Below are 25,915 nucleotides of genomic sequence, written 5' to 3'. Positions count from 1 at the left end.
GTCAATAAGTTCACAAAAATGGCTAAGTGATGGGAGAGCATGTTCAAGAGTGGATTCTAAATGTTCAGATAAAGACATAAAAAAATGAGCGTATTTACATACACTCATTTTTACTACATTTTTCTAAAATTTGCTTAACTGACTGGCATTACTGCAAGTGCAGGGCTTTTTCGTGTTGGACTTAAATGCCTGAATACAATTAAGCCTGACCTTCTGCAGCAGCGGCTTGTGCGCGTTGCATGTTGGCTTCAAATTCAGCATCAAAGTTGATTGGCGTTAACAGCAATTGCGGGAAGCTGCCTTTGGTAACCATATCATTCACTGCTTCACGCAAGAACGGGAACAGGATGTTCGGGCAGTAGGCACCCAGAATATATGGCAGACGTTCTTCTTCTACGCCATCAATCAGGAAAATACCTGCTTGAGTGACATCTACAATAAATGCTGTATCACCGGCATTGTTGGCTTGAACAACAACTTTTAAAGACACTTCAAAGTGGGTTGGATCAATCTTTTCTGCAGAAGACGACAGATTGATATTCAGTTCAGGCTGCCATTCTTTGGTAAATACTTGTGCCCCTGGAACTTCAAAAGAAATATCTTTTGTATAAATACGCTCTAATGCCAATTGTGGTTGAGCTTGTTGTTGTTCACTCATTATTTATTCCTTAAAAATATGAACAGAAAATTAACTGAAATTATGACGCCAGTAAGTCATCGAGTTTGCCTTCACGCTCAAGGGCGTAAAGCTGGTCGAAACCACCAATGAACTGCTCATTAATAAAAATTTGTGGAACAGTACGATGGTTGGTGCGCTGCATCAGTTCAGTGCGGACTTCTGGTGCTTCGTTGGATAAATTGATTTCTTTATAGACAACGCCTTTACGCTCAAGAAGCTGTTTTGCACGTACGCAATATGGACATACAGTTGTTGAATAAATCGTTACTTCAGCCATTGCTAATCTCCTCAAGCGGATTATTTGCTTTTTACTAAAGGTAAGCCTTGTGCTTTCCAGTTACTGATCCCACCATCCAGACGATAGCTATCTGCGTGGCCTACCTGTTGCAGGGCAGTGCCGGCAATTTGACCTAAATTGCAGATAAATACCAATGGACGGTCAGCGGTTTTTAACTCTTCAATATGGCTTGAAATTTTGCTGTAAGGAATGTTGCGGCTGCCGCTGATATGGCCTTCACGGAAGTCTTTGGCATCACGTAAATCAATCAGCATGGCATTTTTGGCTTTCACCAGAATCCCTAAAGATTGTGGGGAAATTTTACGCCCGTTACGTTGGCCTTCCAAAATGAAGAATAAAACCACCAAAACTGCCAGTGTTCCAAACAAGAAGGGGTGATTCCCCATAAACTCGAACCAACGTTCCACAAGTCACCTAAATTACAATTTCAAAAATTGTCACAGAGTATAGCCTATAAATATGGTGATCAAAATCACCGCTTCAAGGGTCGGGCTGCAATTAAACTAATTTTTTTGCTGGGCTTCGTTGACTTCATCAATCAGACGTAAATAACTGTCGAGCCGGCGCGTTAAAATCTCACCCGCTGCCGCCGCCTGACGCAAGGCACATTGCTTTTCGTGCTTATGGGTACAGTTACGGAATTGACAGTGACCGAGCAGATTTTTAATTTCCGGAAAACCCTGCTGGATTTTTTCAGTCGTCAAATGCCACAGGCCAAATTCACGGATGCCCGGTGAGTCAATGAGCGCCGAACCTTCACCAAACGGAATTAAGCGGGTGGAGGTGGTGGTGTGCTGACCCAGGGCCGAGTTTTCTGAGATGATATTGGTTTTCTGCGCCGCTTCCGGCACGATGGCATTAATCAGGGTGCTTTTACCCACGCCAGACTGACCGACAAAGGCCACAGTTTCATTTTTTAAACGGTTGGACAGTTCGGTCAGATCTGCATCAGACTGGGTCTGCATCACTTCATAACCCAAATTGCGGTATTCTTGCAGTAAATCCAGAATCGGATCATTTTCGGTAAGTAGGTCGGATTTGTTCAGGATCAGCAGCGCTGGAATATTGGCATCGGCACAGGCCACCAGATAGCGGTCAATCAGACCCGGTGCTGGCTCTGGCAGCGGTGCAAACACAATCACAATCAATGAGATATTGGCGGCTACCGGTTTAACTTTGTGGTAACGGTCCGGGCGCGTGAGCAAAGACTGGCGCGGATGAATCGCGCTAATAATACCCAGGCCGGTATTCGGATCGGCCTGCCATTTAACCCGGTCACCGGTAACCAGTAATTCCAGGTTGGTACGGGTATGACAGCGCCAGATGCTGCCCAGTTCAATCGGTTTCCAGAACGGTTCAGGTTCACCTTCGGCCACCACGGGTTTTTCAGGATGCTGCTCCGGCACGGAGAGGGCTTGTACTTCCAGTTGGCGTCCATAATGCTGCACCACCAGACCTTCCAGATCATTGGAGCTGTCTATATCTTCCTGCCGGGTTTGCTGCTGTTTCTGAATGCGGCGTTGTTGCTGTTCAGTCAGGCGACGCTTACGAATTAAAGCCATTCATATCCTAAAAAAACCATGAAATCTGGAGTGCAAAAATAGCATGAAGCACGGGCAGAATGACACCCAAGAACACAGAAATTTGCTACTATAGCCGTTTTTAAGACGAATAAGATTGCACATTTATGAGCAGCACGCCTGATACCCGCTTAATTTGGATTGACCTGGAAATGACAGGTTTAGATACCGATAATGATCAGATTATTGAAATTGCCACCATTGTGACAGACGATCATTTAAATATTCTGGCGGAAGGTCCGGTACTGGCCGTGCATCAATCAGATCGTATTTTAAATGCCATGGATGAATGGAACACGCGTCAGCATGGTCAGTCGGGGCTAATTGAGCGTGTACGTCGCAGTAAACTGAGCGCGCAGGATGCCGAGCAGCAAACCTTGGAATTCCTGAAAAAATGGGTCAATCCAAAAACTTCGCCGATGTGCGGTAACTCGATCTGTCAGGACCGACGCTTTTTACACCGGTTAATGCCGGAGCTGGAGCAGTTCTTCCATTACCGTAATCTGGATGTATCTTCTGTTAAAGAACTGGCCAAACGCTGGCGTCCGGAAATCATGAGCGGCTTAAAGAAAAATGCCTCTCACCTGGCCATGGATGATATCCGTGACTCGATTGCCGAGCTGAAATACTATCGTGAATATTTCTTTATTATGAATAAATAAGTATCTGTTCATCATCCATCTATTTGCACTGTGGGGACGAGCGTATCCACAGCGCTTAAGAAGAGGCTTTGGGCCTCTTTTTTTATCGCTATCGTTTTATCTGCTGTTACTTCGGCGTAATTCAGAAATCACACCCGTTATAAAGATGTAATCTTTTTGGCGATTATTTAGACAGGATGCGGCTGCGCGCTTATGATAGGAGCAATGTGTATTTCAAAACCCATTTGCCGCAATGATCGGAGTAGCTTAAATCATGCAAAGTAATAACCCGATCCTGACACGCGTTGAGGTGTCGAGTGATTATGCCCAGCCGATGAGCGTGCAGGGAGCAATCCAAAAATCTGTCCTGCTGACTTTAATTGCCGCCGTGGTGGGCATCGGCCTGTTTTTCTACAGTTTCCTGACCGCCAATCTTTCTATTGCCTATGCTGGCGCAATTGTCGGTGCCATTGGCGGACTGATTCTGGCTTTGGTGGCCACCTTTAAGCCAAATACAGCGCGCACGCTGGCCATTCCCTATGCGCTGTTTGAAGGGGCCTTTCTGGGCGGGATTTCAGTGATCTTCCAGTTGCAGTTTCCGGGTGTGCCATTACAGGCCTTGCTGGCTACCTTTGTGACCACATTGGTGATGTTTGTGCTGTATCGTACTCGGGTAATTCGCGCCACTGAAAAATTTAAGGCGGTGGTGATGTCGGCCTCAATTGCGATTGCGATGGTGTTTGTGGTGCAAATCTTTCTGAGTCTGGCCTTGGGGTCGAGTATTCCTTATCTGTTTGAAAGCAACTGGCTTGGAATTGGCTTTGCAGCATTTGTGGCCGTGATTGCCTCTTTAAACCTGATTCTAGACTTTGACCTGATTGAAACCGGTGCAGCACAAGGTGCACCGAAAAGCATGGAATGGCTGAGCGCCATTGCCTTATTGGCCACCTTGGTCTGGATGTATTATTCCTTCCTGCGTTTGCTGGGCTTATTGCAAAGCAATGATTAACTTCCCGGCATTTATCGACATTAACATCGCGCAACCTTTGCGCGATTTTTATTTTCTTCGGAGGAATTGAAAAAAAGGCGCATTATGCAATTTCCGAATTGGCTCAGAATTGGCATGATACTGCAAAATCAATATGAGTGAGATTCACATGGCACAAGGACTATTAGCGGGTAAACGCTTTTTAATCGCGGGTATTGCGAGTAAATTATCCATTGCATTTGGTGTTGCTCAGGCTTTACATCGTGAAGGTGCAGAGCTGGCTTTTACCTATCCGAATGAAAAATTGAAAAAACGTGTGGATGAATTTGCAGAACAGTTCGGTTCTAAAATTGTTCTTCCTTGTGATGTTGCGGTAGATGCTGAAATTGAACAGGTCTTTGTCGATCTTGCTCAACATTGGGATGGTCTGGATGGCGTGGTGCATTCAATTGGTTTCGCACCAGCCCATACCTTAGATGGTGACTTTACTGATGTGACCGACCGTGAAGGTTTTAAAATTGCGCATGACATCAGTGCCTACAGCTTTGTTGCGATGGCGCGTGCCGCAAAACCATTATTACAGGCGCGTCAAGGCTGTTTATTAACCCTGACTTATCAGGGTTCTGAGCGTGTAATGCCAAACTACAACGTGATGGGCATGGCCAAAGCTTCGCTTGAAGCAGGGGTGCGTTATTTAGCCTCTAGCTTGGGTGCTGAAGGCATTCGTGTTAATGCCATTTCTGCCGGTCCAATCCGTACATTGGCTGCATCAGGAATTAAATCATTCCGTAAGATGTTGGATGCCAATGAAAAAATTGCCCCATTAAAACGTAATGTCACCATTGAAGAAGTGGGCAATGCCGCTTTATTCCTGTGCTCACCGTGGGCCAACGGGATTACCGGTGAAATTCTATATGTAGATGCTGGCTTTAATACTGTGGGTATGAGCGCCGCCATGATGGACGCAGAATAAGTCGGAACGTTTTAACCTGCGCCGGCTTTTTATCGGATAGTTACATATTGATAAACAAGCGGCCGGGTTGAAGCGATGTTTTATGTGGTTATTTTGTATAAAATAGCCACACTTTTTTTTAGCTATTTATTACAGAACAATGATGCCAAGCAATATATTTGCAGCACTAGAAAAATTAGGCCTCAGCCCACAAAAACGTGCCCTCCATATTCAATTTTCTCAGCCTGCCTTAAATGCCGATGTTTTTTTACAGCGCATCGAAGGTGAACACCAGCTCAATGACGGTTTACGTGCCGAACTGATCTGTCTTTCGACCAACGCCCAGATTCCGTTAAAACAGTTTATCGGCGCGCAGGTCGCCGTCGACCAGGTCACTGACCAGGGCCAGCTGTTTCGCAGCAGCGGCATCATCACCGCCGCCGCGCAAGGCCAGAGTGATGGCTCTCTCACCCTCTATAAACTTACGCTAGAAGATCCAACCGCACTCTGGCATAAACGCCGTAACAGCCGCGTGTTTATGAATAAAAGCGTGCGTGAGGTCAGTGAAATTCTGTTTAAAGAATGGCAAAACAAAAGCCCACTCTTTGCCGCCAGCCTGACCCTGGACTTAACCGGACTGACCCAGGAACTGGATGTGCGTCCTTTTATCATGCAGTCCAATGAAACCGACTATGACTTTTTGACCCGGCTCTGGCGCAGTGAAGGCATTAACTGGCTGATTGATGAAGCCCAGTTACAGGTCGTACATTCCAGCAGCCCGATACAGGCCCAGAAACTACGTCTGATTGATGACAACAGCCAGTACAGTGCTTTAAACCGCCGCAGCATCCGCTTTCATCGCTCCAGTGCCACCGAACAATTAGACAGCATCACCCAGTTGATTGCCCAGCGCAGCCTGCAACCGACTGCCGTACATCTGCAACGCTGGCAGTCAGATAGCCTGAGCCAGGAAGAAGGTGCCGGTTCAGTGCAAAGCAAACACCAGCACAGCCACAATCAGGACAATGCCAGCTTAAGCCTGGAACAAGCCTGGCAGATCAGCCCGGCCTGGATGCAGGATTTAAATGGCGAAGACCAGGCCACCGCATCCTCTAATAACCAGCTGGACAAGCTGAACCAGAACCTCAGTCACTACCACGACCTGCAATCCAAATACTTTAGTGCCCACTCCACCGTCCGTGATGCCCAGGTCGGCTACTGGTTTGAACTGAATGAACACCCGGAAATTGATCAGCACAGCGCAGCAGACAAAGAATTCTTAATCACCGGCAAACAGTTCTATAACCAGAACAACTTACCTAAAGACCTCAATCAGCAGATTAACCAGCTACTCAGCCAGAGCCACTGGCATAGCCATTTTAGTTTTCAACACGAACAACACCCGGATGAACGTCAAGGCAATACCTTAACCCTGCAACGTCGCAACATCCATACGGTACCGGAATACCACCCACTACAGCACCGACCGGCGGCTCATCCACAGCGCGCCCGGGTAGTCGGTCCTGCTGGCGAAAGCATCCATGTCGATGAATGGGGCCGAATCAAAGTCCGTTTCCTGTTTACCCGCAGTGATGACCATCAGCATGATGGCGGGGCCGGCAGTAATGACAATGACACCGATTCGGCCTGGGTCGATGTACTGACGCCTTGGGCCGGAGAAGGCTACGGGGCACGTTTCCTGCCACGGATTAATGAAATTGTGGTGATCGACTTCTTTGACGGTAACATCGACCGGCCATTTGTGGTGGGGCGTTTACATGAAGCAGAACGCTCGCCAACCCGCTTTGATACCCTAGGCCAGCTACCCGACACCAAAAAACTCAGCGGGATCCGCTCACAGGAAATTGAGGGCAGTGGTTTTAACCAGCTGCGTTTTGATGATACTCCGAAGCAGATTTCAGCCCAGCTGCAAAGTAGTCATGGCGCGACCCAACTGAACCTGGGGAACTTGAGCCATCCCAAAGCCAGCGCTGAAAGTGACGGTCGTGGTGAAGGTTTTGAACTGAGAACCGATCAGTGGGGTGCAGTCCGTGCTGGAGAAGGCTTGCTGATTTCCACCCATCCACAGGCACAGGCCGAAGGCAATCATCTCGATGCCAGTGAAGCCAAGAGCCAGCTAGAAAGCAGCTTAAACAACAGTACTGCCCTAAGTGAAGTGGCCGAAAACCAGCAGACTGACCCTTTAGAAGTTCTCGATAACTTAAAGAATTTTTTAGAGCAGATCGAACAGCAGGATGAAAGCAAAGCCGCTGCTTTTAAACAGGCACTGATGATCCTCAGCGCACCAAACTCTATTGCTTTAAGTAGCCAGCAAGATGTGCATCTCTCTGCTGATGGTCAGATCAGTCACAGTGCCGGAGAGAGTATTAACCTGAGTACGCAGCAATCTTTGATTGCCCATGCCAGCCAGAAACTGAGCCTGTTTGCAGCACAAGAGGGTGCACGTTTATATGCGGGTAAAGGCAAAGTCGAAATTCAGGCACAGGGTGATGGTGCAGATCTGATTGCCAGAAAAGGGGTGCAAATTATTTCGACGGAAGACACGGTCTATATTACCAGTCCAACCGAAATTAACCTGACCGCCGGTGGTTCACAAATCAAGATTAATGGCTCGGGGATTTTTCCAACCACGGGTGGCAAGTTTGAGGTGAAGGCGGGGCAGCATGCCTTTAATACCGGTGCCAATATAGATGCCAGCGTACAGCAATTACCTCGAGCTAAACCATTAAAAGGAACCCTGGAGCTGCTGCGTAGTTATGGAGGTCAAGACTTCTTTGAACAAAATAGCTATAAAGTGATTGATGCTTTAGGGCAGGAGTTTAGCGGTAAATTGGATGCGAATGGATTTGCTCAGGTGACGGGTATTGCTCCAGGAGCAGCAAAAATTATCTTTGACAAAGATACCCGGAGTGCCTGGGATCAGGCCAGCCACTTTGAGCGCGATTATACCTGGACAGACAAATTAAGCAGTCAGGTTAAAAGTTTGGCTCAAAATAGCTTGCAGTCTGTGAAACAGAATATGCTGTCACAGCTAAAGACAAACCTGTTATCTCCAGATACGCTGAATGCTGATGGCTTGAAGAATATGGCTAAAACTGCACTGAACCAGACTGGAAGCCAAATGCTGAGTCAGGTCCAAGGGCAAGCAAGCTCAGCTGCACTAGGAGCTGTGGCCAATCAGCTCAATATTAATTTATCGCCTGAGCAATTAAAACATACAGCGCAATTGCCACAGAATGCAATGTCCTTGATGCCAACAGGCTCTAATGGAAATACATCTTCGAGTTTGCCTCAGGATAATGATTGGGTAAGCCAAAAATATTACCAATCTGGAGGGCTGACCTATACCGAAACCACGCGGTATGGAGCATCAAAAAATCTAGTGGCTCCAGTGTTAACCCAGCAGCCAGACTTTTCTCCGGTGGAGCAACCTGCAGTTCCAGTGGCTGCAAAGTCTTCTCCAACCTCGGAAGATTTTATTTCCCAAAAGCACTATCAGGCGGGTGGGCTGAAAATTACCGAAACCTTAAGAAAGAAAACTTAAGTTGTGCCGGTATTTAAAATAAAGAACGTATGGATTAAACATGTCTACATCAACCGATCAGAATAAAAAACAAGAACAGCAAGCTGCTGTCGAATTGGCTGTATTTAATTTAAACAGTGTAACTCATCTGGAAGATCATAAACTGATTGCCCATCAGATCCAGAATTATTTGCAGGTTTGTGGTCAAACCAGTCTGATGCAAATTGAAGGCCAGGCTACAATTAAAACCGTAGCCAATATTTATGCCTTAACTGGTAGCGTATTAGATTTACTGCTTTATGTTATGGCGCCACAAACGGGCGCGGCAGCTGTACAGCGTCATGCATTACTGGCAGCCAATTTAATTGGTTTATTTGCAGAGCCCAAAAATGAAGCACATGCACGGATGGCGCTACGTCCAATGTTTGGACTTATGGCAGAGTGTTTATATCCTGCCAATACTAAAGTAAAAACAGCCGATTTACGTCGGATGGAGCTGCATCTGAATGCACGTATTGCAGGTGATCTGGAGCTTTTTTTACAGGAAACTCAGACCAAACTCACTGGCCTGCTCAAAGCAGCGGCTGATTTGGGCGGAAGTATTTTAAACAGTTTGGTCTCCTCTGGAGCTGGGGCGACCACAGCTACGGCATCTGCTGGCGCCTCAGCAGAAAAACGTGATCCTAAATTACAATTTAACAATTGGGCCAGTCCATTAATTGAATTAATCCAGGCACCAGCAGAAGCGGATGTACGACCAAAGTTAAATCCGGAACAGAGTTCATTACAGACCCTTATTCCCGAAGCCATCACTCAATTAAATACCGTTCTGCAAGAACAGGCCAATGCCGGTTTGCAATATAGTTTGGCCTGGCTGATTCAGGAAACGCTCAGCGCAATTCAGTCCGCTGAATATCAGGGCAGAGCCAGTGTACCCATCAATCAGACCGGTGAATATGAACGACATACTGAAGGTGATATTTTAGAGTTTGTTTCCTTACAAGCTGATGCGTTAAAGGAACCGCCTTGTTTGAATATGTCGCAAACCGCAGTAGCATCTGAATCTGCAACAGGTAACAGTATTAGCTATGCCATCGGCGCTGAGCGGATTAGCCATAGTGACTTTAGCTTGCCCAAAATAGGTTTTGTCTTTAGCCGGCTCTATAACTCTCAATTATCTGAGCTTGATGGTAGCAGCATGGGGGCGCGCTGGCAGATGCCTTTTTCCAATATCATTCAACAGAATGAAAAAGGTTATCTGTTTATTGATGGAAAAGGCCGCAAACTACAATTACCTGCCTCTATTATTCAGCAGGCCTATGAAGTGCCGTATGAAGGTATAACGGTACAACCCATTGAAAATAGTGATCTCGTTTTAAACTTTGGTGGAGAGTGGTCTTTTCAATTCCATCAATTTTCGACTGGACAGCCTTATCAGTTGATTCAACAATTTAATGAAAATACGCAAGAAAAAATTGTTTTAAGCTACCTTATTTTTGATGAAATTGCCTATCTACAAAGCGTTGATTTCCAATTAGCACATGCCCAACATCAATTGAAATTTGCTTTTAATGAGCAAGTTAAAATCATTGCTGTATTTGTTGATGAACAAGTTGAGCCTTTAGCGCGTTATCAATATGATACCCAAGGCAATTTAATTGAAGCTATTGATCAAAATGGTCATGTCCGAAACTATGAATACAACCATTTTCATCAACTTACACGTTATACCGATCGTACAGGGCGTGGACAAAATATTCGCTATGAATCAACCGACGCCCAAGCTAAAGCAATTGAAGAATGGGCAGATGATGGTAGTTACCATACCAAACTCAAGTGGCATCCTCGCTTACGCCAAGTTGCTGTTTATGACGCTTACGATGTCCCGACCTATTACTATTTTGATCTGAATGGATTTACCTACCGTACACGTTTAGCAGATGGGCGTGAATCGTGGTACAGCCGTGATAGTAAAAAACGTATTACCCGTCAAATTGATTTTGAAGGGCGAGAGACCCAACAAGAATACAATGATCAAGATCAACTCATCAAAATCGTACAGCCAAATGGCGGAGTAATCCGTTTTGCCTATGATGAGCAAGGCAATTTGGTCGAAACCAAAGACCCTGAAGGCAATATTTGGAAACGAGAATATGATGCCAAGGGTAATATCAGCAAAGAAATAAATCCTTTGGGGCATATCACCCAATATAAATACAACAATGACAATCAATTGATCGAAGTGATTGATGCCAAAGGCGGCAGCAAAAAAATTCAATACAATGAATTAGGACAAATGACCTCCTATACTGATTGCTCAGGCAAAAGCAGTACTTGGGAATACGATGAAGAGGGTTCGCTAACAGCTGAACAAACTGCAAATGATAAAGTCGTACAGTACCTTTACAGCACTCAAGGTCGAGACAAAGGACAACTCCAAAGTATTGTTTACCCTGATGGATTAAAAGAACATTTTGAACATGATGAAGAAGGGCGTTTACTCAAACATATTGATACTAAAGGTTTAGTGACTGAGTACCAATACAATGCCACAGGATTACTCGAACAACGCATCGATGCTAATCGACATCGCATTGGCTATCAATGGGATAAACAGGGACGCATCAAAAAACTAATCAACCAAAACCAAGCAGAATATTTATTTGATTACAATCAATATGGTTATTTGGTACGTGAACAAGCTTTTGATGGAGAAGAAAAAAACTACAGCTATCATGATGAGAGTGGCAGGTTATCTGAAATCCGACAGCCTAATATCCTGACCCAATTTGATTATTACGCAGATGGACAAATCGCATCGAAAAGCTTTACCCATTTACATACAGGAAAGAAGCAAACAGAACAATTTGATTACAATCTGAACAGTCAACTGAGCCGAGTCAGTAATGAGGTTAGCCAAATTGATTTTTATCGCAATGCCCTTGGGCAATTGGTGAGAGAGCATCAGCACTACAAAATCTCAGGGCTTCGTCCACTTACTGCGGTGTTACGTTATGAATATGACGAACTTGGTAATCTAGTTAAAACAATCCGTCCAGATGGACAGGAACAAGCCAATTTGAGTTACGGCTCAGGACATTTATATGCGATTGCCCTGAATAAACAGGACATGGTTTCATTCCAACGAGATGACTTACATCGAGAAACAACACGCCTATTGGCAAATGGACTCATCCAAACTAAACACTATAATGACGTTGGTTTACTCAGTTCACAACTGATTCAGCCTGAACAAGAAACGCAAGACTATTTACAGTACCAAGCGCATCGACATTATCATTACGACCAAAACTACCTACTAAACCAAGTTGAAGATAGCCGTTTGGGTAAGCTCAACTATCAATACGATCCAATTGGGCGCTTAATCACAACACAAAGCGCACATAAAACCGAGAGTTTTAGCTTTGATCCTGCGGGTAATTTGATCGACCCTGTATCCGCATCTAGTACGGCACAAATTAAAAACAATCTGGTCAGAAGCTATCAAGGAAAACATTACCACTACGACGCACAAGGCAATGTCATAGAGGCTAAACAAGCAGGTAAAACCCTCAAACTGACATGGGACAACCAAAATCGATTGATTCGCAGTGATCGCAATGGTCAAGTCACTGACTACGGTTATGATGTATTTGGGCGCAGACTTTATAAGAAAACGGTAGATGCGCTGACCTTGTTTGGTTGGGATGGCGATTTGATGATTTGGGAATCCCGCAAATCAGAGCAAGATAGTTTTACCAAGCACTATCTGTATGAACCGAATAGCTTTGTTCCACTGTTGCAAGCTGGATATAAAGATTTTATTCAACTGATTGAAACACCTGATTATGCTGAATATCAAAGTAAACCTTATTCGGTTTATAAAGATCCTGTATGGCGCAATGATACCCGTAAAAATCGAGTGGAGTTAGAGCAGATCACTTTTTACCATTGTGATCAAGTCGGTACGCCACAGACTATGACCAATGCAAGAGGTGAGTGTGTTTGGGAAATTACCCAAGATACTTGGGGCAGCACACTCGACATCAAAACAGTAAATCCAGACAATCCGTTTGAGCAGAGTAATCTCAGATTCCAAGGTCAATATTACGATCAAGAAACAGGACTGCACTATAATCGTTACCGATATTACGAGCCACATAGTGCAAGATATGTGAGTAAAGATCCGATTGGGTTGAATGGAGGAATGAATACTTCTGCTTATGTAAGAGATCCAACTCAATGGGTTGATCCGATGGGACTTGATTGGGCAAATGCATTCCCTCCTGGATTAATGGAGTATGGTCGAGCCAAAGCATCTGAACATAATTGGCGAATGCAAAATGATCCAGCTTATCGAAATCAGGTAATGACGCCTCCTCCACCTGTAAAAGCCGCAACACATGTGCCTTATACGACAATGACAAATGTGAATGTTGGGCTCTCAGCAATAGCGGGAGCATCGATTGGCGTTGGTGGTGGACATACTCGAGATCAATATGGAAAAGTTTTACGTTGTGCAGCTGTAACCGTGTGTGGTAGTGCTGGAGCAGAGGCAAGCGCTTATGGAAGTGGTGGACAAAGTTATACCAATAGTTCAACAAGTCAAGGATTTTCAAGTTCTGGTTCTGCTTGTGGCAGTGCAAAAGGAGCTGCTGTGATAGGTGGTGGTGTTCAAGCTTGTCAAAATACAGATGGCTCACAAACATATTCAGGGAACGTTATTGTAGGTGCTGGCGCTGGTGCAACGGGTTCAGTTTGTTATGCAGTTAATTATTGTAGGTAATCGTATATGAAGCATATTTTACTATTTTTTATTCTCGGAAGTTTAATTGCTTGTACAAATTTGAATAAACAGGACAGGTTTCCTACGCTTGAGGAAGAGTGTAAATTAGCAGGAAGTAGTAGTAAGCAGTGTGAAATTTTTAATTTAAAAGATCTATCCTTAGATGAAAAAGAGAATCTAATGGGATGGGTCTATCTAAATGGGTTAGATAATATCAAACCTAATTATGATAAAGCTTACTATTGGTTTGAAAAGGCTGCAAAAGCTAATAACCATGAAGCTATAAACTCATTAGGTATGATTTATTTTGCTGGTTTAGGAAAAGATAAGAATTTTCAGAAGGCTGAAGAGTATTTTCTAGAAGCAAATAAGTATGGTAACAAAGATGCTAAATTGAACTTAGCAGAGCTATATAGAGTTAAGGATTTTGGTCGATCACCAGATTTTGAAAAAGCAGAGAGTTGGTATTTATTAGGGGTCCAAGATAACCCTTCACGGGCATATGAGGGTTTATCAAAAATGTACTTGGATCAGGAAAACTATGAGAAAGCATTTAGTTTTTCTGAAAAAGCTGCTGAACTAGGTAATCCTGAAGCTCAATATAATTTAGGGGTTTTCTTTGAGCAAGGTGTGTATGTAAAAAAAGATAAAAATCAAGCTGAATTTTGGTATGAAAAAGCAGCTAAACAAGGACATTTAAACGCAATTAATAATTTAAATATTCTTAGGCAAAAATAAATGATGAGGCTTCATTATCATTTTTATCATAATGAAGCTTTATTTTCTGGGGTTATATGAAAAGATACTGTTTGATAGGTTTTTTAAATAAAATTATTTTCTTGTTTTTGTAATTAAAGAGAAAAGTATTAGCAGGTTTTTTTATTTCTTACCAATTATAGTCATTTATTAAAAAGTAAAATAACTGAAAACAAGGAGAAATAAATGAAAGAAATACTTTTACTAGCAATTTTATTGGGGTTAACTGGGTGTGGTGATAATGACCAAAAAAGCCATGCGCAAGAAAATATAACTCAGCATGCTGAGTAGCAGTACCAGCATTAGCTAATTATAGTTTACCTGCCTCACCATAAGCATTTTCGATGGGTGGGTAGTCTATACTAATACAAGTCCTGTCGGCGCATCTACATTATTGGATGAAGCAAAAGACCGCTGCATTAGTTATGCCTAATCCAACTCAAGTGGCAAATGTACTGAAATGAAGCGATTACAAGAACTGGGGGAGAGATATCAAAAAGAAAATCCTGTGTATTTAAATGTACCTCCGAGTTCTCAATGGTTTCCGTCAAGTTTTTAATTTTTGGAGTTAGTAAATGAAATATTCTTATTCTATCTTTTTCAGCCTATTGATGGTAAGTGGTTGTAGTAATGGTACATCAACGAATACACTTCCTGATTCAGAAAAGATTACATCAACGGAGCAAGATTCATATCAAAAAATACAGAAATATTCTGAAGCTGGCGATAAGGAAAATTATTTAAAACTTTTAGAAACGTCTGCTGAAAGTGGGGATGTAATTGCCCAAAATGAATTGGCTGGATTATATGCATTTGGTGAGGGCGTACCAAAAAGTGGAGAGAAATTTATTTATTGGTCAGAGTTAGCTGCATCTAAGGGGTCTTCACTTGCTCAACTTAATTTAGGTACAGCCTATTTTTTTGGAACTAATGGAGTAACTCAAGATTTGGTAAAAGCAGAAAAGTGGCTAACACTTGCTGCAAGTAATAATGAAGAAATTGCTAAAAGTTATTTACAGAAAATAAAAAATAATGAAATACCAGATGCATCAATACCAGATGATATAAAACTTCTTATGGAGAGTGATAAGTAGTTTGGTCTATTTACGGCTTTGTTGCACAAAGATTTGAAATGCAAAGCGCCCCTAATTGAGCCAAATTTAAGGCGTAACTTGGGTAAGTGGTCGACCTAATTCCGTAAATCTGTTGAGGACTGCTACACGTGCATGAATCTCATTCACCTGACTAGGAAAGCTTCTTGCCATTAATTTATCGCCTAATAATTTGATGCAATGCATCTTGGTTTCCACCAAACTGCGGCGATGATAGCCTGACCATTTTTTCTATAGTGTCCTGCCTAAACGTTTAACTGTTCGAAGTAATTCATTTCGCGCTAGCGAGCTACTCTTTGTATCTTTCCATGGTTTCGCATTTTTTCTAGGTGGAATCACTGCATGCGCTTGCCGATCTGCAATGACCTGACGGCATTGCTTGGTATCATAAGCTCCATCGGTATAAACAGAGTCAATCTGCTCATCTTGTGGAATCTGATCGAGTAAATCACCAAGCACCTGTGAATCACTGACATTATTGGTTGTGAGCTGAATAGCACGTATTTGCAGGGTTTTAGCATCTATACCAATATGTAATTTACGCCATTGGCGACGATATTCAGGTCCATGTTTCTTGCGTTTCCATTCGCCCTCACCCAGAAACTTCATGCCTGTAGAGTCTATGAGTAGATGCAGCCCATCGCGTAGCAGGATCAAACCAAATGGCAATATTTCCGCGACTCATGAGTGCTCGGTTATATGCGGGCCAATTGGTTGTACGGTAGATTTTGTGTGTAGGCTTCTTCATTTGAAAATTATATCGCTGAAAAAGCCTTTACAGATAGGTTTGTGCAACAAAGCCCATGAAATACTACACTCTAAGATTTTTACATCTTGAATTTAAAAAAGCCCCTTAGGGCTTTTTAATTTTTAATCAAATTTAAGGCAACTGCTGAATTGGACTCCCACCCAACGCTTGTAACAAGGTCACATAAGCATTGTATTGGCTCTGACGGGTTTGTACCAAAGACAAACGGGCATTACGCGTGGTTTCCTGTGCATCTAACAGATTTTTTAACGCCACTGCGCCGTTACGATAACGAACTTCAGTCAACCGTTCAGACTTTTCCGCCAGTTCGACATTACGTGCCTGTAAAGCAAGCTGCTTATCCAGCTCATTACGTGCCGATAATGCATTTTCCACATCTGCAAAGGCGGCATATAGGGTCTGGCGATACTCTAAAATCGCTTTTTCATATTCCAGTTCGTTGACCTGTAAATCGCGTTTCATGTCATTCCATTGTAAAAATGGCAGACTTAATCCTGCACCCAAGGTCAAGGCCGGATTTTGCAATGCACTGCTTAGTGAGGTAGAGGCGACTACACCGCTAGAGAGCGCACCGGTCAAGCTGATCGATGGATAATAGCTGGCCCGATTGGCATCTTTATTGGCCAGGGCTTTACGCAGGCGTAACTCGGCAGCCTGTAAGTCCGGACGACGCGCCAATAATTCTGCAGGTAAACCGGCACTAATCTCCGGCAGAGCCGTGCGTGGTAAACGCGGCGGTTCCTGAATATTCAGCTGCTGCACCGGCATGTTTAATAAAACCGCCAAGGCTGTCCGGGTTTCTACACGCTGCTGCTCAATCTGGCTTAAGGTTGATTTCTGGTTTTGTACCGACTGTTCTGCCTGGGTTACATCCAGACCCGATACCGCGCCAGCCCGATACTGTACTTGTACCAGTTCATAGGTTTTTTGTGCGGTCGCCAGGTTTTGCTGGACCACCTGATAACGTTCATTTAAATAGCCCAGCTGCCAATACAGCTCTGCTGCTGTACCAATCAAACTCTGTGCTGTGGCCTGTAAATCCTGCTCGGTGGCTAAGGCTTCCCAGCGCGCAGCTTCGGTCTGGTTGGCCAGTTTGCCAAATAAATCCAGTTCATAACTCAAGCGTGGATAGCCCAGAGAAATTCCGGTCGAGGCATTACCATCGCCATCCAGACTAAAACGGTGCCCGGTTGAAATGCTGGCATCTCCAATCCGGATCCCTTGCTGGCTTTGAGACTGTCCCGCCTGTAGACGAGCCTGTTGCAGGTTAATCCCCGCAACTGCCAGATCGCTATTGCGCGTCAAGGTTTGTTCAACCAGGGCATTCAGCTGGGCATCCTTAAACAGCGTCCACCACTGATCGGCCTGAACCTGGGCATGCACCTGCTGGCTAACCGCTTTACTGTTCTGGAAACTGCCTGGAATAGTCACAGCGGGTGCCTGATATGGGGTTTTCACCACCGCCGCACAGCCGACCAGGCTGCTGCTCAATAGCAAGGCGGTTGCAAGTTTACTGAAATTCAATTGCATGAAAGTATCCTTATTCTCGAGACAGGGCATCGACGGGATTTAAACGGGCAGCGTTACGGGCAGGAATAAAGCCAAACACAATCCCGATCAGGCTGGAACAGATAAAGGCTGCCACAATGGAGGTGGTCGAGTAAGCCATTTGGAAAGTCCCGCCGGCGAACTGGGTAATCAGTTGTCCAATCCCTAAAGATAAGAGCACCCCGAGAATACCACCTAAAATACAGACCAGTACGGCTTCAATCAGGAACTGCTGCAAGATGTCACTTTGTCGGGCACCCACCGCCATACGAACGCCGATTTCCTGCGTCCGCTCTGTAACCGATACCAGCATGATGTTCATCACCCCGATACCACCCACCACCAGAGAAATCACGGCAATGGCTGAAATCAGCAGGGTCATCGTCGCAGTGGTCTGCTGGATGGTTTCCCGAATACTGTCGGCATTCTGGGTAAAGACATCCTGCGCACCGTGGCGTTGGACCAGCAGGCTTAAAATTGCATTTTCTGCGGTGGCACTTGGATATTCATCTTTAATCCGGACAATGATGCTGCGCACATGCGATTGCCCCAGCATCCGGCTTAAAACGGTGGAGTAGGGCAGATAGACATTCAGGCTATCCGCATTACCGCCCATGCCTTGCTGGGCATCGACCACCCCAATGATCCGACTGGGTACGCTCCCCAGTAAAATCACCTGACCTACCGGGTTAGAGCCGTCACTAAAGAAAGTCTTTTGGGTGTTGGTATCAATCACCACGTCTTGGGCTTGAGTGCGGACACTGCTCCGGTCAAAAGGTTGACCGCTGTTAAAATCCAGACCGCGTACATAGAAGAAGTCTTCACTCACACCATTCACGGTGGTCGAGGCTTCAATTTCCTTAAAGCGTCCGGTCACGCTGGTATTCACCGACGGGCTGACCCCATCGACATAGGGCTGTTCCGCCAGCGCATCGGCATCTGCGGGAATCAGGGTTCTGACCTGAGAGGAACGTGAATTGTCCCCGAAGCCCCGGCCCTGATACACGGTGATGGTATTGGTACCCAGACTGCTGATGTTTTCCAGAATCTGTTTTTGTGAACCATTGCCGAGTGCGACCACCGAAACCACCGAGGCAATCCCGATAATAATCCCGAGCATGGTCAGGAAGGTCCGCATCCGGTGTGCATTCATGGCCAGTAAGGCCATACGAAAGGCTTCCCCTAGGCGGTCCACCGCAGAACGCCAGGACGAAATTTTCTTTTGTGTATTGCGTTGCAGTTGCTGTTTTTCTAGGGGCGCGCCTTCGGTTTCCGGCGTATTCGGCTGATCGGAAATAATATTCCCATCACTGATTTCAATAATCCGGCTGGCGCTTTTGGCGACATTGTGGTCATGGGTGACCAGAATAATGGTATGACCTTGGGCATTCAGCTCGCGCAGAATCCGCATCACCTCGATGCCGCTATTTTTATCCAGCGCACCGGTTGGTTCATCGGCCAGAATCACATCGCCGCCATTCATCAGTGCACGGGCAATCGAAACACGCTGTTGCTGACCACCGGAAAGCTGGCTCGGACGGTTCTGGGTTTTCTCGCCCAGACCCAAATCGGTCAGCAGTTTTTCTGCACGTTGATGACGTTCATCGGTATCGGCACCAGCATAGATCGCGGGAACTTCAACGTTACCAGCAGCATTCAAATCACCGAGTAAGTGATAACGCTGGAAAATAAAACCAAAATATTCACGGCGTAACTGCGCCAGTTCATCGGGTTCCAGTTCACGGGTTTCACGGCCATTGACGCGGTAGCTGCCCGAGGTCGGTTTATCCAGACAGCCTAAAATATTCATCAGAGTCGATTTACCCGAACCGGACTGACCGACAATTGCGACCAGTTCACCGGGGTAAATCGCCAGATCGACACCCTTGAGAATCTGCACCGTTGATTCACCTGCCGGGAATTCACGAGTCAGATTCTTGACCTCGAGTAGAGGTTGCTGTTGTTGACTCATGCTTACATTCTCATTGGGCCGGAAGGACCACCACGGTTACTACGTTTGGCGCCATCGTTTGAAGTATCTGAACCATCGGCAATAATGACCTGATCACCTTCTTTCAAACCTTTGATGATTTCAACGCTAACCCGGTTATTTAAGCCAGTCAGGACCTGTTGCGGTTTGGCGCTGCCATCGGCCTGTAAGACACGTACCATTGCCAGTGCAGCTTTGCCTTGATCAATCAGGGCACGTTCCTGTTCGGTCAGGGTTAAGCGCGCAGGACGGTCATCGGCCGGGCGTTGACCACGAGCTTCAGATGCACCGCGTTCAGCCGGCGCCTGATCTGCACCCGGGGCACGGCTACGCTGTGGACGGTTAGAGGCCTGAATGGCTGCCGCTGGAATCATCAGGACATTTTTCGCTTCATCCAGCACAATTGACACCTGTGCGGTCATGTCAATACGCAACTTGCCATCTTCATTCGGAACATCAAACAGGGCGTTGTAATACACCGCAGAGCTTGAAGTAGAGGAACTGTTACTGGTTTCGGTGTTAATTGAATTCGGTGCCGGTTCAACCTGACGCAAGGTGGCGTAGTGTTTTTTCTCACTGTTGCCCAAGGTGGTGAAGTACACACGCTGGCCTTCTTCCACTTTCATAACGTCGGCTTCAGAAATCTCCGATTTTACGGTCATGGTGTCGAGCTTGGCTAGTTTGACAATGGTCGGCGCACTCTGGTTGGCGTTTACAGTCTGACCTTCTTCCGTAACAATCGCCACGACCGTACCATCCATGGGTGCAACAATACGAGTATAGCCTAAATCTTCACGTGTGGTGGCTAAAGTTAAGCGGGACTGTTCAATCTGGGCATTAATGGCAGCAATATCGGCCTGTGCGGTTTTGTAGCTGGCCAGTGCGGCTTCCAGTTCTGCACGTGAGGTCGCATCCTGGTCATACATGGCCTGTTGTCGGCGATATTCAGCTTCGACTTTGGCAAGATTGGCCTGACGCACCGCCAGTTGAGCCTGTTGGTTTTTAATGCTGGCTTCTGCGGTTTTTAATTCGTTTTCCTGACGTACCGAATCAATCTGGGCAATCAGCTGGCCCTGTTTGACCTGATCGCCGAGTTCAACATACATTTTTCTGACCTGTCCCGACACCTGGGCGCCGACACTGACCATTTTGGTGGCTTCAAGGACACCGGTGGCCAGTACTGAATTTTCAATATCGCCACGGCTGACGGCAGCGGTAATGTACTGTGGCTGTTCCTGTTTAGGTTTTAAAAAGAACCAGGCTGCAGCAATAAGTGCCACAATGGCCAACGCAGCAAGCGCGAGTTTGGTTGGTTTTATTTTAGGCATGATCATCGAAACAGGTAAAAAGAATTAAACGGAATTATAAAAGCGAATTAAGGATAAATCGTGAATATTTTGAAGACATTGCAAATGATAATTATTCTATGCAGGTCTGAATATCCGGTTAAACAGCAAATAAAGGCCGACCACAGAGACTGGCAATGGCTTGCTGCACCAGCTGTTCCGGGTTGTCCTGACTGACGCCTTTAATAGCCGCATCAATATTTAATAACAGCGCTGGCCAGCTTAAAAACGTCTGTGGCGATAAACGGCGTACCGCCTGCTGATAAGTGCTGACCTTGTTTTTCCAGATCCCCAGTTGCAAGGCATTCTGTGGTTGCTCGAACAGTTGCATCAGAAGTCGCATTTCCTTGCTGATACTCCATAAGATCAGGCTCATCGGCTCGCCAGAGGCAGTCAGATACTGAAAAATCTTGATAGATTGAGCCAGATTTCCGGCTAAAAGGGCATCGCTTAAATCATAAGTGGTATAGCGTGACTGGTCTTGCAGGCAGGCATATAAATGCTCAATCTGAATCTGTTCAAGGTCCGGAAATGTATCGCGCACCCGCATCAAGCTATTTTTGGCCGCCAGCAAGTTGTGTTCATGATGCTGTTCCAGCCATTGCCAGGCATCATTGGCCAGTTGAATCCCGAGTTTCTGCGCTTCAACTGCTAAAATCTGCTGACGATCGCGTGGGTAATTTGCCGTTAAGGCGACGCAAACGCCATTGGCCTCCACCGTCTGGAAAAAGCTTGACTTGAGGCTACTGGCATCCTGCTTGGGCATGACCACCAGCAGCAGGTTATTGCTGTCTTGTTGTAAGTAGTTTTTCAGCAGTTTTAAGCTGCTGGCATCGGGCTTGATGTTACCATGCACTTCAACCGCCAGTTGGGTGGAAAATAAAGACAGGCTGTTTAAGGCATTAAAGACATTTTTCCAGTCACTGACGCTGCTAATATCATAGCGCTGACGTTCAATGTCCTGCTTCTGCCAGCTTTGGCGAAAAGCATCAATCAGGTTTTGTTCTAGTAATGGTTCCTGACCATGCAGCACCCAGGCCCCCCGGGCATCATCAATCCGTTTCAGGGCCTGTAAGTAATCCAGTTTCATGGTGCAGCAGTTTGGCTGGTCGATGCGGCAGGTAAGCGGTTTGATGAAATCTGACGCACAATTTGCTGAGCCACGTCATCAATGATCACATCACGCAGGAATTTCTGTTCCTGATCATCGGTGTTCACTGTTGCGACATCATATTGATAGCTTCGGGTGGCGACTACGGTACGCGGTTCAGTTACCGGATTGCCTTGTGCATCTTCAATACGGAAAGTCACATTTAAACGCAGCATGGTTTCGACCAGCTTGCCATTTAATTCCAGACGGCGCGGGCTATAGTCGAGTACCCGCAGCAGATAGGCATCATTGCTATTGCTGAGCTGGACACCGGCGGCACCCAAATAAATCGACAGTTTTTCCTGTAATTCTTCCGCTTGGGCAGGCAGCGCCAGACGCATTTTCGAATAGGCCACCGGGGCGACGGTTGGGTTGGTGCCTTTCAGATGAAAACCACAACCGACCAGGCTAGTAGCTAAACCGCATGTAAGTACAATAGCTGCGACACGTTTGCCCAAATGCATGTGTTGTCCTCTGTGTTGGCCTGAATCAAGCGAAAAATAAAATGAGATTTTGATTGTATGTGCAAAGCCCGTTGACTGGCAACGGGCTTTGTGTTTTTTAAGCCTCCCTTTCTTGCGCTTCGATCTAAAGCGGTGCTTTATCTCTTGCTCAGGGAGGCTTTTCCCCTCTTTTTTAAAGAGGGGGTAGGGGAGATTCTTAAACCACCAAATTCACTAACTTATTCGGCACCACAATTTCTTTCTTGGTTGGGCCAGTCAAGAATTGTTGCACTTCAGGCAATGCTTTTGCTTGTGCCAAAATGTCATCTTTCGATGCATCCACAGACACTTCTAATTTGCCACGAAGCTTACCGTTCACCTGAACCACGATGGTTTGGGTATTACGGGTTAACGCAGATTCATCAACGATTGGGAATTGAGCAGAGGTTAACTCAATGCCAAACTGCGCCAATAAAGTCTGGCTTAAGTGTGGGGCAAATGGTGCAAGTAAAGTTAACAGCGTGGTGATGGATTCACGTGCAACCGCCACGTCATTGTCATCTTTCACTTCAAACTTGTTGTTTGCGTTTAGAAGTTCCATCATCGCTGCAATAGCAGTGTTAAAGGCATGACGACGTTCGATGTCATCACCCACTTTTTGGATGGTTTCATGGGTTTTACGACGTAAGTCTTGCGCTGCTGTAGAAAGCGCAGCTTTGTCGATGTTTGATGCATTGTTGCCTTGTTCAAGGAAACCAGTTGCCAAACGCCATACACGTTTCAGGAAGCGGTTTGCACCTTCAACACCAGCATCAGACCATTCAAGAGATTGATCAGGAGGGGCTGCAAACATCATGAATACACGAGCCGTATCTGCGCCGTATTGGTCAATAATCGCTTGCGGGTCGATCCCGTTATTTTTCGATTTCGACATTTTTTCTTGGCCGCCAACAATGACGTCTTGACCATCACCTTTGTATTTCGCAGACGTGATACGACCTTTTTCGTCTTTTTCAAGTTCGATGTCGGCAGGGTTGAACCAAGTTTTCTTACCTGATTCAGACTCGCGGTAATAAGTATCGGCAAGTACCATACCTTGTGTTAACAAGTTGGTGAATGGTTCGTTGCCTTGTACCACGCCTTCGTCACGCATCAATTTGTGGAAGAAACGTGCATATAACAAGTGCAGAATCGCGTGTTCCACACCACCGATGTATTGGTTCACAGGCAACCAGGTTTGACCCGCTTCAGGTTTCACCATGCCATCTGTAAAGTCTGGAGAAGCATAACGTGCATAGTACCAAGAAGATTCTACGAAGGTATCCAATGTATCTGTTTCACGACGTGCGTCGCCACCACAGCATGGACATTTGGTTTCGTAGAACTCAGGCATTTTATTGAGTGGGTTACCTGAACCATCAGGCACAACATTAGTCGGAAGTACAACCGGAAGTTGATCTTCAGGCACTGGCACTTGACCACACGTGTCACAGTTGATCATTGGAATTGGACAACCCCAATAACGCTGACGAGATACACCCCAGTCGCGTAAACGGAATTGAACTTTGACATTGGCAAGACCTTGTGGTTCAAGTTTTGCCAAGAATGCATCAAATGCACCCTGGAAGTCTAAACCGTCAAATTCACCTGAATTGACCAATTTACCTTCTTTAGAGCCGTACCATTCTTGCCACTGAGTTGCGTCAAATTCCGCATCATCTGCGCCTTTGGCATCAATCACTTGTTTGATGGTGAGGCCATATTTATTGGCAAATTCGAAGTCACGTTCATCGTGTGAAGGCACTGCCATCACCGCACCTGAACCGTATGACATCAGCACATAGTTCGCGATCCAAACCGGAACTTCTTCACCTGTCACAGGGTGTTTTACAGAAAGACCTGTTGCCATGCCTTTCTTCTCAGCAGTCGCAAGATCAGCTTCTGCAACTGAACCCATACGGCATTCTTCGATAAATGCAGCAAGTTCAGGGTTGTTTTCAGCTGCTTTAAGCGCCATTGGGTGCTCTGCTGCAACTGCAACATAAGTCACGCCCATTAAGGTGTCAGCACGCGTTGTGAAGACTGTTAAACCATCTGCATACACGTCAGGATTTGCTGAAGGGAAGGTAATTTCCATACCCTGTGAGCGACCAATCCAGTTACGTTGCATGGTTAATACTTGTTGTGGCCAACCATCTTTCAGCGTGTCTAGGTCGTCCAGTAATTCTTGCGCATAGTCAGTAATGCGGAAGTAGTACATTGGAATATCACGTTTTTCAACCAATGCACCTGAACGCCAGCCACGACCATTTTCAACCTGTTCGTTGGCAAGTACGGTTTGATCCACTGGATCCCAGTTCACCGTTGAAAGTTTACGGTAGATCAGACCTTTTTTATAAAGCTGAACAAATAACCATTGTTCCCAGCGATAGTATTCTGGTGTACAGGTTGCAAATTCACGATCCCAGTCAATCGATAGACCAAGTTTTTTCAACTGATTACGCATGTAATCAATGTTTTCAAAAGTCCATTTTGCTGGTGCAACCTGGTGTGCAATGGCTGCGTTTTCAGCAGGCAGACCGAAGGCATCCCAACCCATTGGTTGCAGTACGGTTTCGCCTTTTAAGCGGTGGAAACGGCTGATCACGTCACCAATCGTATAGTTACGCACATGACCCATATGCAGTTTGCCACTTGGGTAAGGGAACATCGAGAGGATATAACGACGTGGACCTTCTACAGTGTCGGCAACTTTAAAGGCTTTGCGAGTTTCCCAGTCGCTTTGGACTTGAGGTTCAATCGCACTGGCTTGATATTCAGGGTCAATATGAGTAGTCATAAACGGATTAATGAATTACGGTTAAAAGTTTGTTGCACAGCATAGCGCAAAATGCAGCGAAAAGTGAATTTTGCGCGGCGGTTTCTGCTGGAAAAATTTAACTGATCAGGCCAGAGCAAGCAGAAACTTAAAAAACTTGCGGATTGGCACGTTCCTGTTGGGCTTGCTGCAGGGCAGCATTGGCTTCACGTTGCTGTGAATCCATCTCGGGAGCGGTTGCTGGCGTGTTCGCTGTCTGTGCTGTGGTTGGACTGTGCGTATTATTCGCTGCCGCCGTTTGCGCTGAAGTCGTTGGGGCAGAGTTGCGCCAGCCGTAAGTATCGACTTTGCCGTGTTTCTTGGCATTTTTCGGTGGCGGGGTGGTGGTGTAATGGGTTGAACCATTGGCATCGACCCATTTGTAGTACTGTTTGGCCATCACATTGGCGCTGGCCAGTGCGACTACTGAACATAATCCCCAAGTTAAAATAGAGCGATTCATCTTGTTATCCTCA

The 25,915-nt window shown here is 45.6% G+C and carries 18 protein-coding genes and 1 pseudogene; 7 read left to right on the top strand and 12 right to left on the bottom strand.

Going from position 1 to position 25,915, the window contains the following annotated elements; translation table 11 throughout:
• Window positions 1-199: 199 nt before the first annotated feature.
• The 4 genes from secB to rsgA form a co-directional block, all read right to left on the bottom strand.
• A complete protein-coding gene (gene secB / locus FTU50_RS11560; RefSeq protein ID WP_005182282.1) occupies window positions 200-658 on the bottom strand; it encodes a protein-export chaperone SecB in 459 nt (152 codons plus the stop codon).
• A gap of 40 nt (window positions 659-698) precedes the next feature.
• Window positions 699-956: a glutaredoxin 3 gene (gene grxC / locus FTU50_RS11555; protein ID WP_005182284.1), complete on the bottom strand. Its 258-nt coding sequence runs from the start codon at window positions 954-956 to the stop codon at window positions 699-701.
• A 20-nt stretch (window positions 957-976) separates the two neighbouring features.
• Entirely contained in the window at window positions 977-1,384 is a 408-nt protein-coding gene (locus tag FTU50_RS11550; protein ID WP_005182291.1) for a rhodanese-like domain-containing protein, read from the bottom strand.
• A gap of 96 nt (window positions 1,385-1,480) precedes the next feature.
• A complete protein-coding gene (gene rsgA / locus FTU50_RS11545) occupies window positions 1,481-2,539 on the bottom strand; it encodes a small ribosomal subunit biogenesis GTPase RsgA (RefSeq protein WP_005182294.1) in 1,059 nt (352 codons plus the stop codon).
• Window positions 2,540-2,664: 125 nt separating this feature from the next.
• Here rsgA and orn point away from each other — a divergent pair, with 125 nt between their 5' ends.
• The 7 genes from orn (at window position 2,665) to FTU50_RS11510 (ending at window position 15,318) form a co-directional block, all read left to right on the top strand.
• Entirely contained in the window at window positions 2,665-3,219 is a 555-nt protein-coding gene (gene orn / locus FTU50_RS11540) for an oligoribonuclease (RefSeq protein WP_005182297.1), read from the top strand.
• Window positions 3,220-3,472: 253 nt separating this feature from the next.
• Complete coding sequence (locus FTU50_RS11535; protein ID WP_016659546.1) at window positions 3,473-4,207, top strand: Bax inhibitor-1/YccA family protein; 735 nt, start codon at window positions 3,473-3,475, stop codon at window positions 4,205-4,207.
• A gap of 148 nt (window positions 4,208-4,355) precedes the next feature.
• A complete protein-coding gene (locus tag FTU50_RS11530; RefSeq protein WP_005182307.1) occupies window positions 4,356-5,159 on the top strand; it encodes an enoyl-ACP reductase in 804 nt (267 codons plus the stop codon).
• Window positions 5,160-5,301: 142 nt separating this feature from the next.
• On the top strand, window positions 5,302-8,703 hold the full coding sequence (locus tag FTU50_RS11525) for a type VI secretion system Vgr family protein (protein ID WP_257222802.1): 3,402 nt from the start codon (window positions 5,302-5,304) through the stop codon (window positions 8,701-8,703).
• A 40-nt stretch (window positions 8,704-8,743) separates the two neighbouring features.
• A complete protein-coding gene (locus FTU50_RS11520; RefSeq protein ID WP_180046254.1) occupies window positions 8,744-13,468 on the top strand; it encodes an RHS repeat-associated core domain-containing protein in 4,725 nt (1,574 codons plus the stop codon).
• A 6-nt stretch (window positions 13,469-13,474) separates the two neighbouring features.
• Window positions 13,475-14,206, top strand: a complete 732-nt coding sequence (locus tag FTU50_RS11515; RefSeq protein ID WP_168383420.1) for a tetratricopeptide repeat protein — start codon at window positions 13,475-13,477, stop codon at window positions 14,204-14,206.
• A 593-nt stretch (window positions 14,207-14,799) separates the two neighbouring features.
• Entirely contained in the window at window positions 14,800-15,318 is a 519-nt protein-coding gene (locus tag FTU50_RS11510) for a tetratricopeptide repeat protein (RefSeq protein ID WP_075167347.1), read from the top strand.
• A gap of 66 nt (window positions 15,319-15,384) precedes the next feature.
• On the opposite strand, the pseudogene FTU50_RS11505 reads toward FTU50_RS11510, so the two are convergent.
• From FTU50_RS11505 to FTU50_RS11470, 8 genes and pseudogenes are all read right to left on the bottom strand, one after another.
• Window positions 15,385-16,084, bottom strand: a pseudogene (locus tag FTU50_RS11505) (IS5 family transposase).
• Window positions 16,085-16,216: 132 nt separating this feature from the next.
• Complete coding sequence (locus FTU50_RS11500) at window positions 16,217-17,635, bottom strand: efflux transporter outer membrane subunit (RefSeq protein ID WP_180046252.1); 1,419 nt, start codon at window positions 17,633-17,635, stop codon at window positions 16,217-16,219.
• Window positions 17,636-17,645: 10 nt separating this feature from the next.
• Complete coding sequence (locus FTU50_RS11495) at window positions 17,646-19,625, bottom strand: MacB family efflux pump subunit (RefSeq protein WP_180046250.1); 1,980 nt, start codon at window positions 19,623-19,625, stop codon at window positions 17,646-17,648.
• Between the two features lie 2 nt (window positions 19,626-19,627).
• On the bottom strand, window positions 19,628-20,971 hold the full coding sequence (locus FTU50_RS11490; RefSeq protein ID WP_180046248.1) for a MacA family efflux pump subunit: 1,344 nt from the start codon (window positions 20,969-20,971) through the stop codon (window positions 19,628-19,630).
• A 118-nt stretch (window positions 20,972-21,089) separates the two neighbouring features.
• On the bottom strand, window positions 21,090-22,079 hold the full coding sequence (gene holA / locus FTU50_RS11485) for a DNA polymerase III subunit delta (protein WP_163142809.1): 990 nt from the start codon (window positions 22,077-22,079) through the stop codon (window positions 21,090-21,092).
• The gene (gene lptE, locus FTU50_RS11480) at window positions 22,076-22,603 is read right to left on the bottom strand and encodes an LPS assembly lipoprotein LptE (RefSeq protein WP_005182353.1); all 528 of its coding nucleotides are present in this window, start codon (window positions 22,601-22,603) and stop codon (window positions 22,076-22,078) included. Before lptE ends, holA begins: the two co-directional genes overlap by 4 nt.
• 196 nt (window positions 22,604-22,799) lie before the next feature.
• The gene (gene leuS / locus FTU50_RS11475; RefSeq protein WP_180046246.1) at window positions 22,800-25,421 is read right to left on the bottom strand and encodes a leucine--tRNA ligase; all 2,622 of its coding nucleotides are present in this window, start codon (window positions 25,419-25,421) and stop codon (window positions 22,800-22,802) included.
• A 127-nt stretch (window positions 25,422-25,548) separates the two neighbouring features.
• The gene (locus FTU50_RS11470; protein WP_005182363.1) at window positions 25,549-25,902 is read right to left on the bottom strand and encodes a DUF4124 domain-containing protein; all 354 of its coding nucleotides are present in this window, start codon (window positions 25,900-25,902) and stop codon (window positions 25,549-25,551) included.
• Window positions 25,903-25,915 lie beyond the last annotated feature (13 nt).

Origin of the sequence: Acinetobacter sp. YH12112 (assembly GCF_013418945.1) — a bacterium.
In the GTDB taxonomy this organism is placed as follows: domain Bacteria; phylum Pseudomonadota; class Gammaproteobacteria; order Pseudomonadales; family Moraxellaceae; genus Acinetobacter; species Acinetobacter indicus.
Note: the sequence above shows the minus strand (reverse complement) of the source record. Positions and strands in the feature narration are given on the sequence as shown.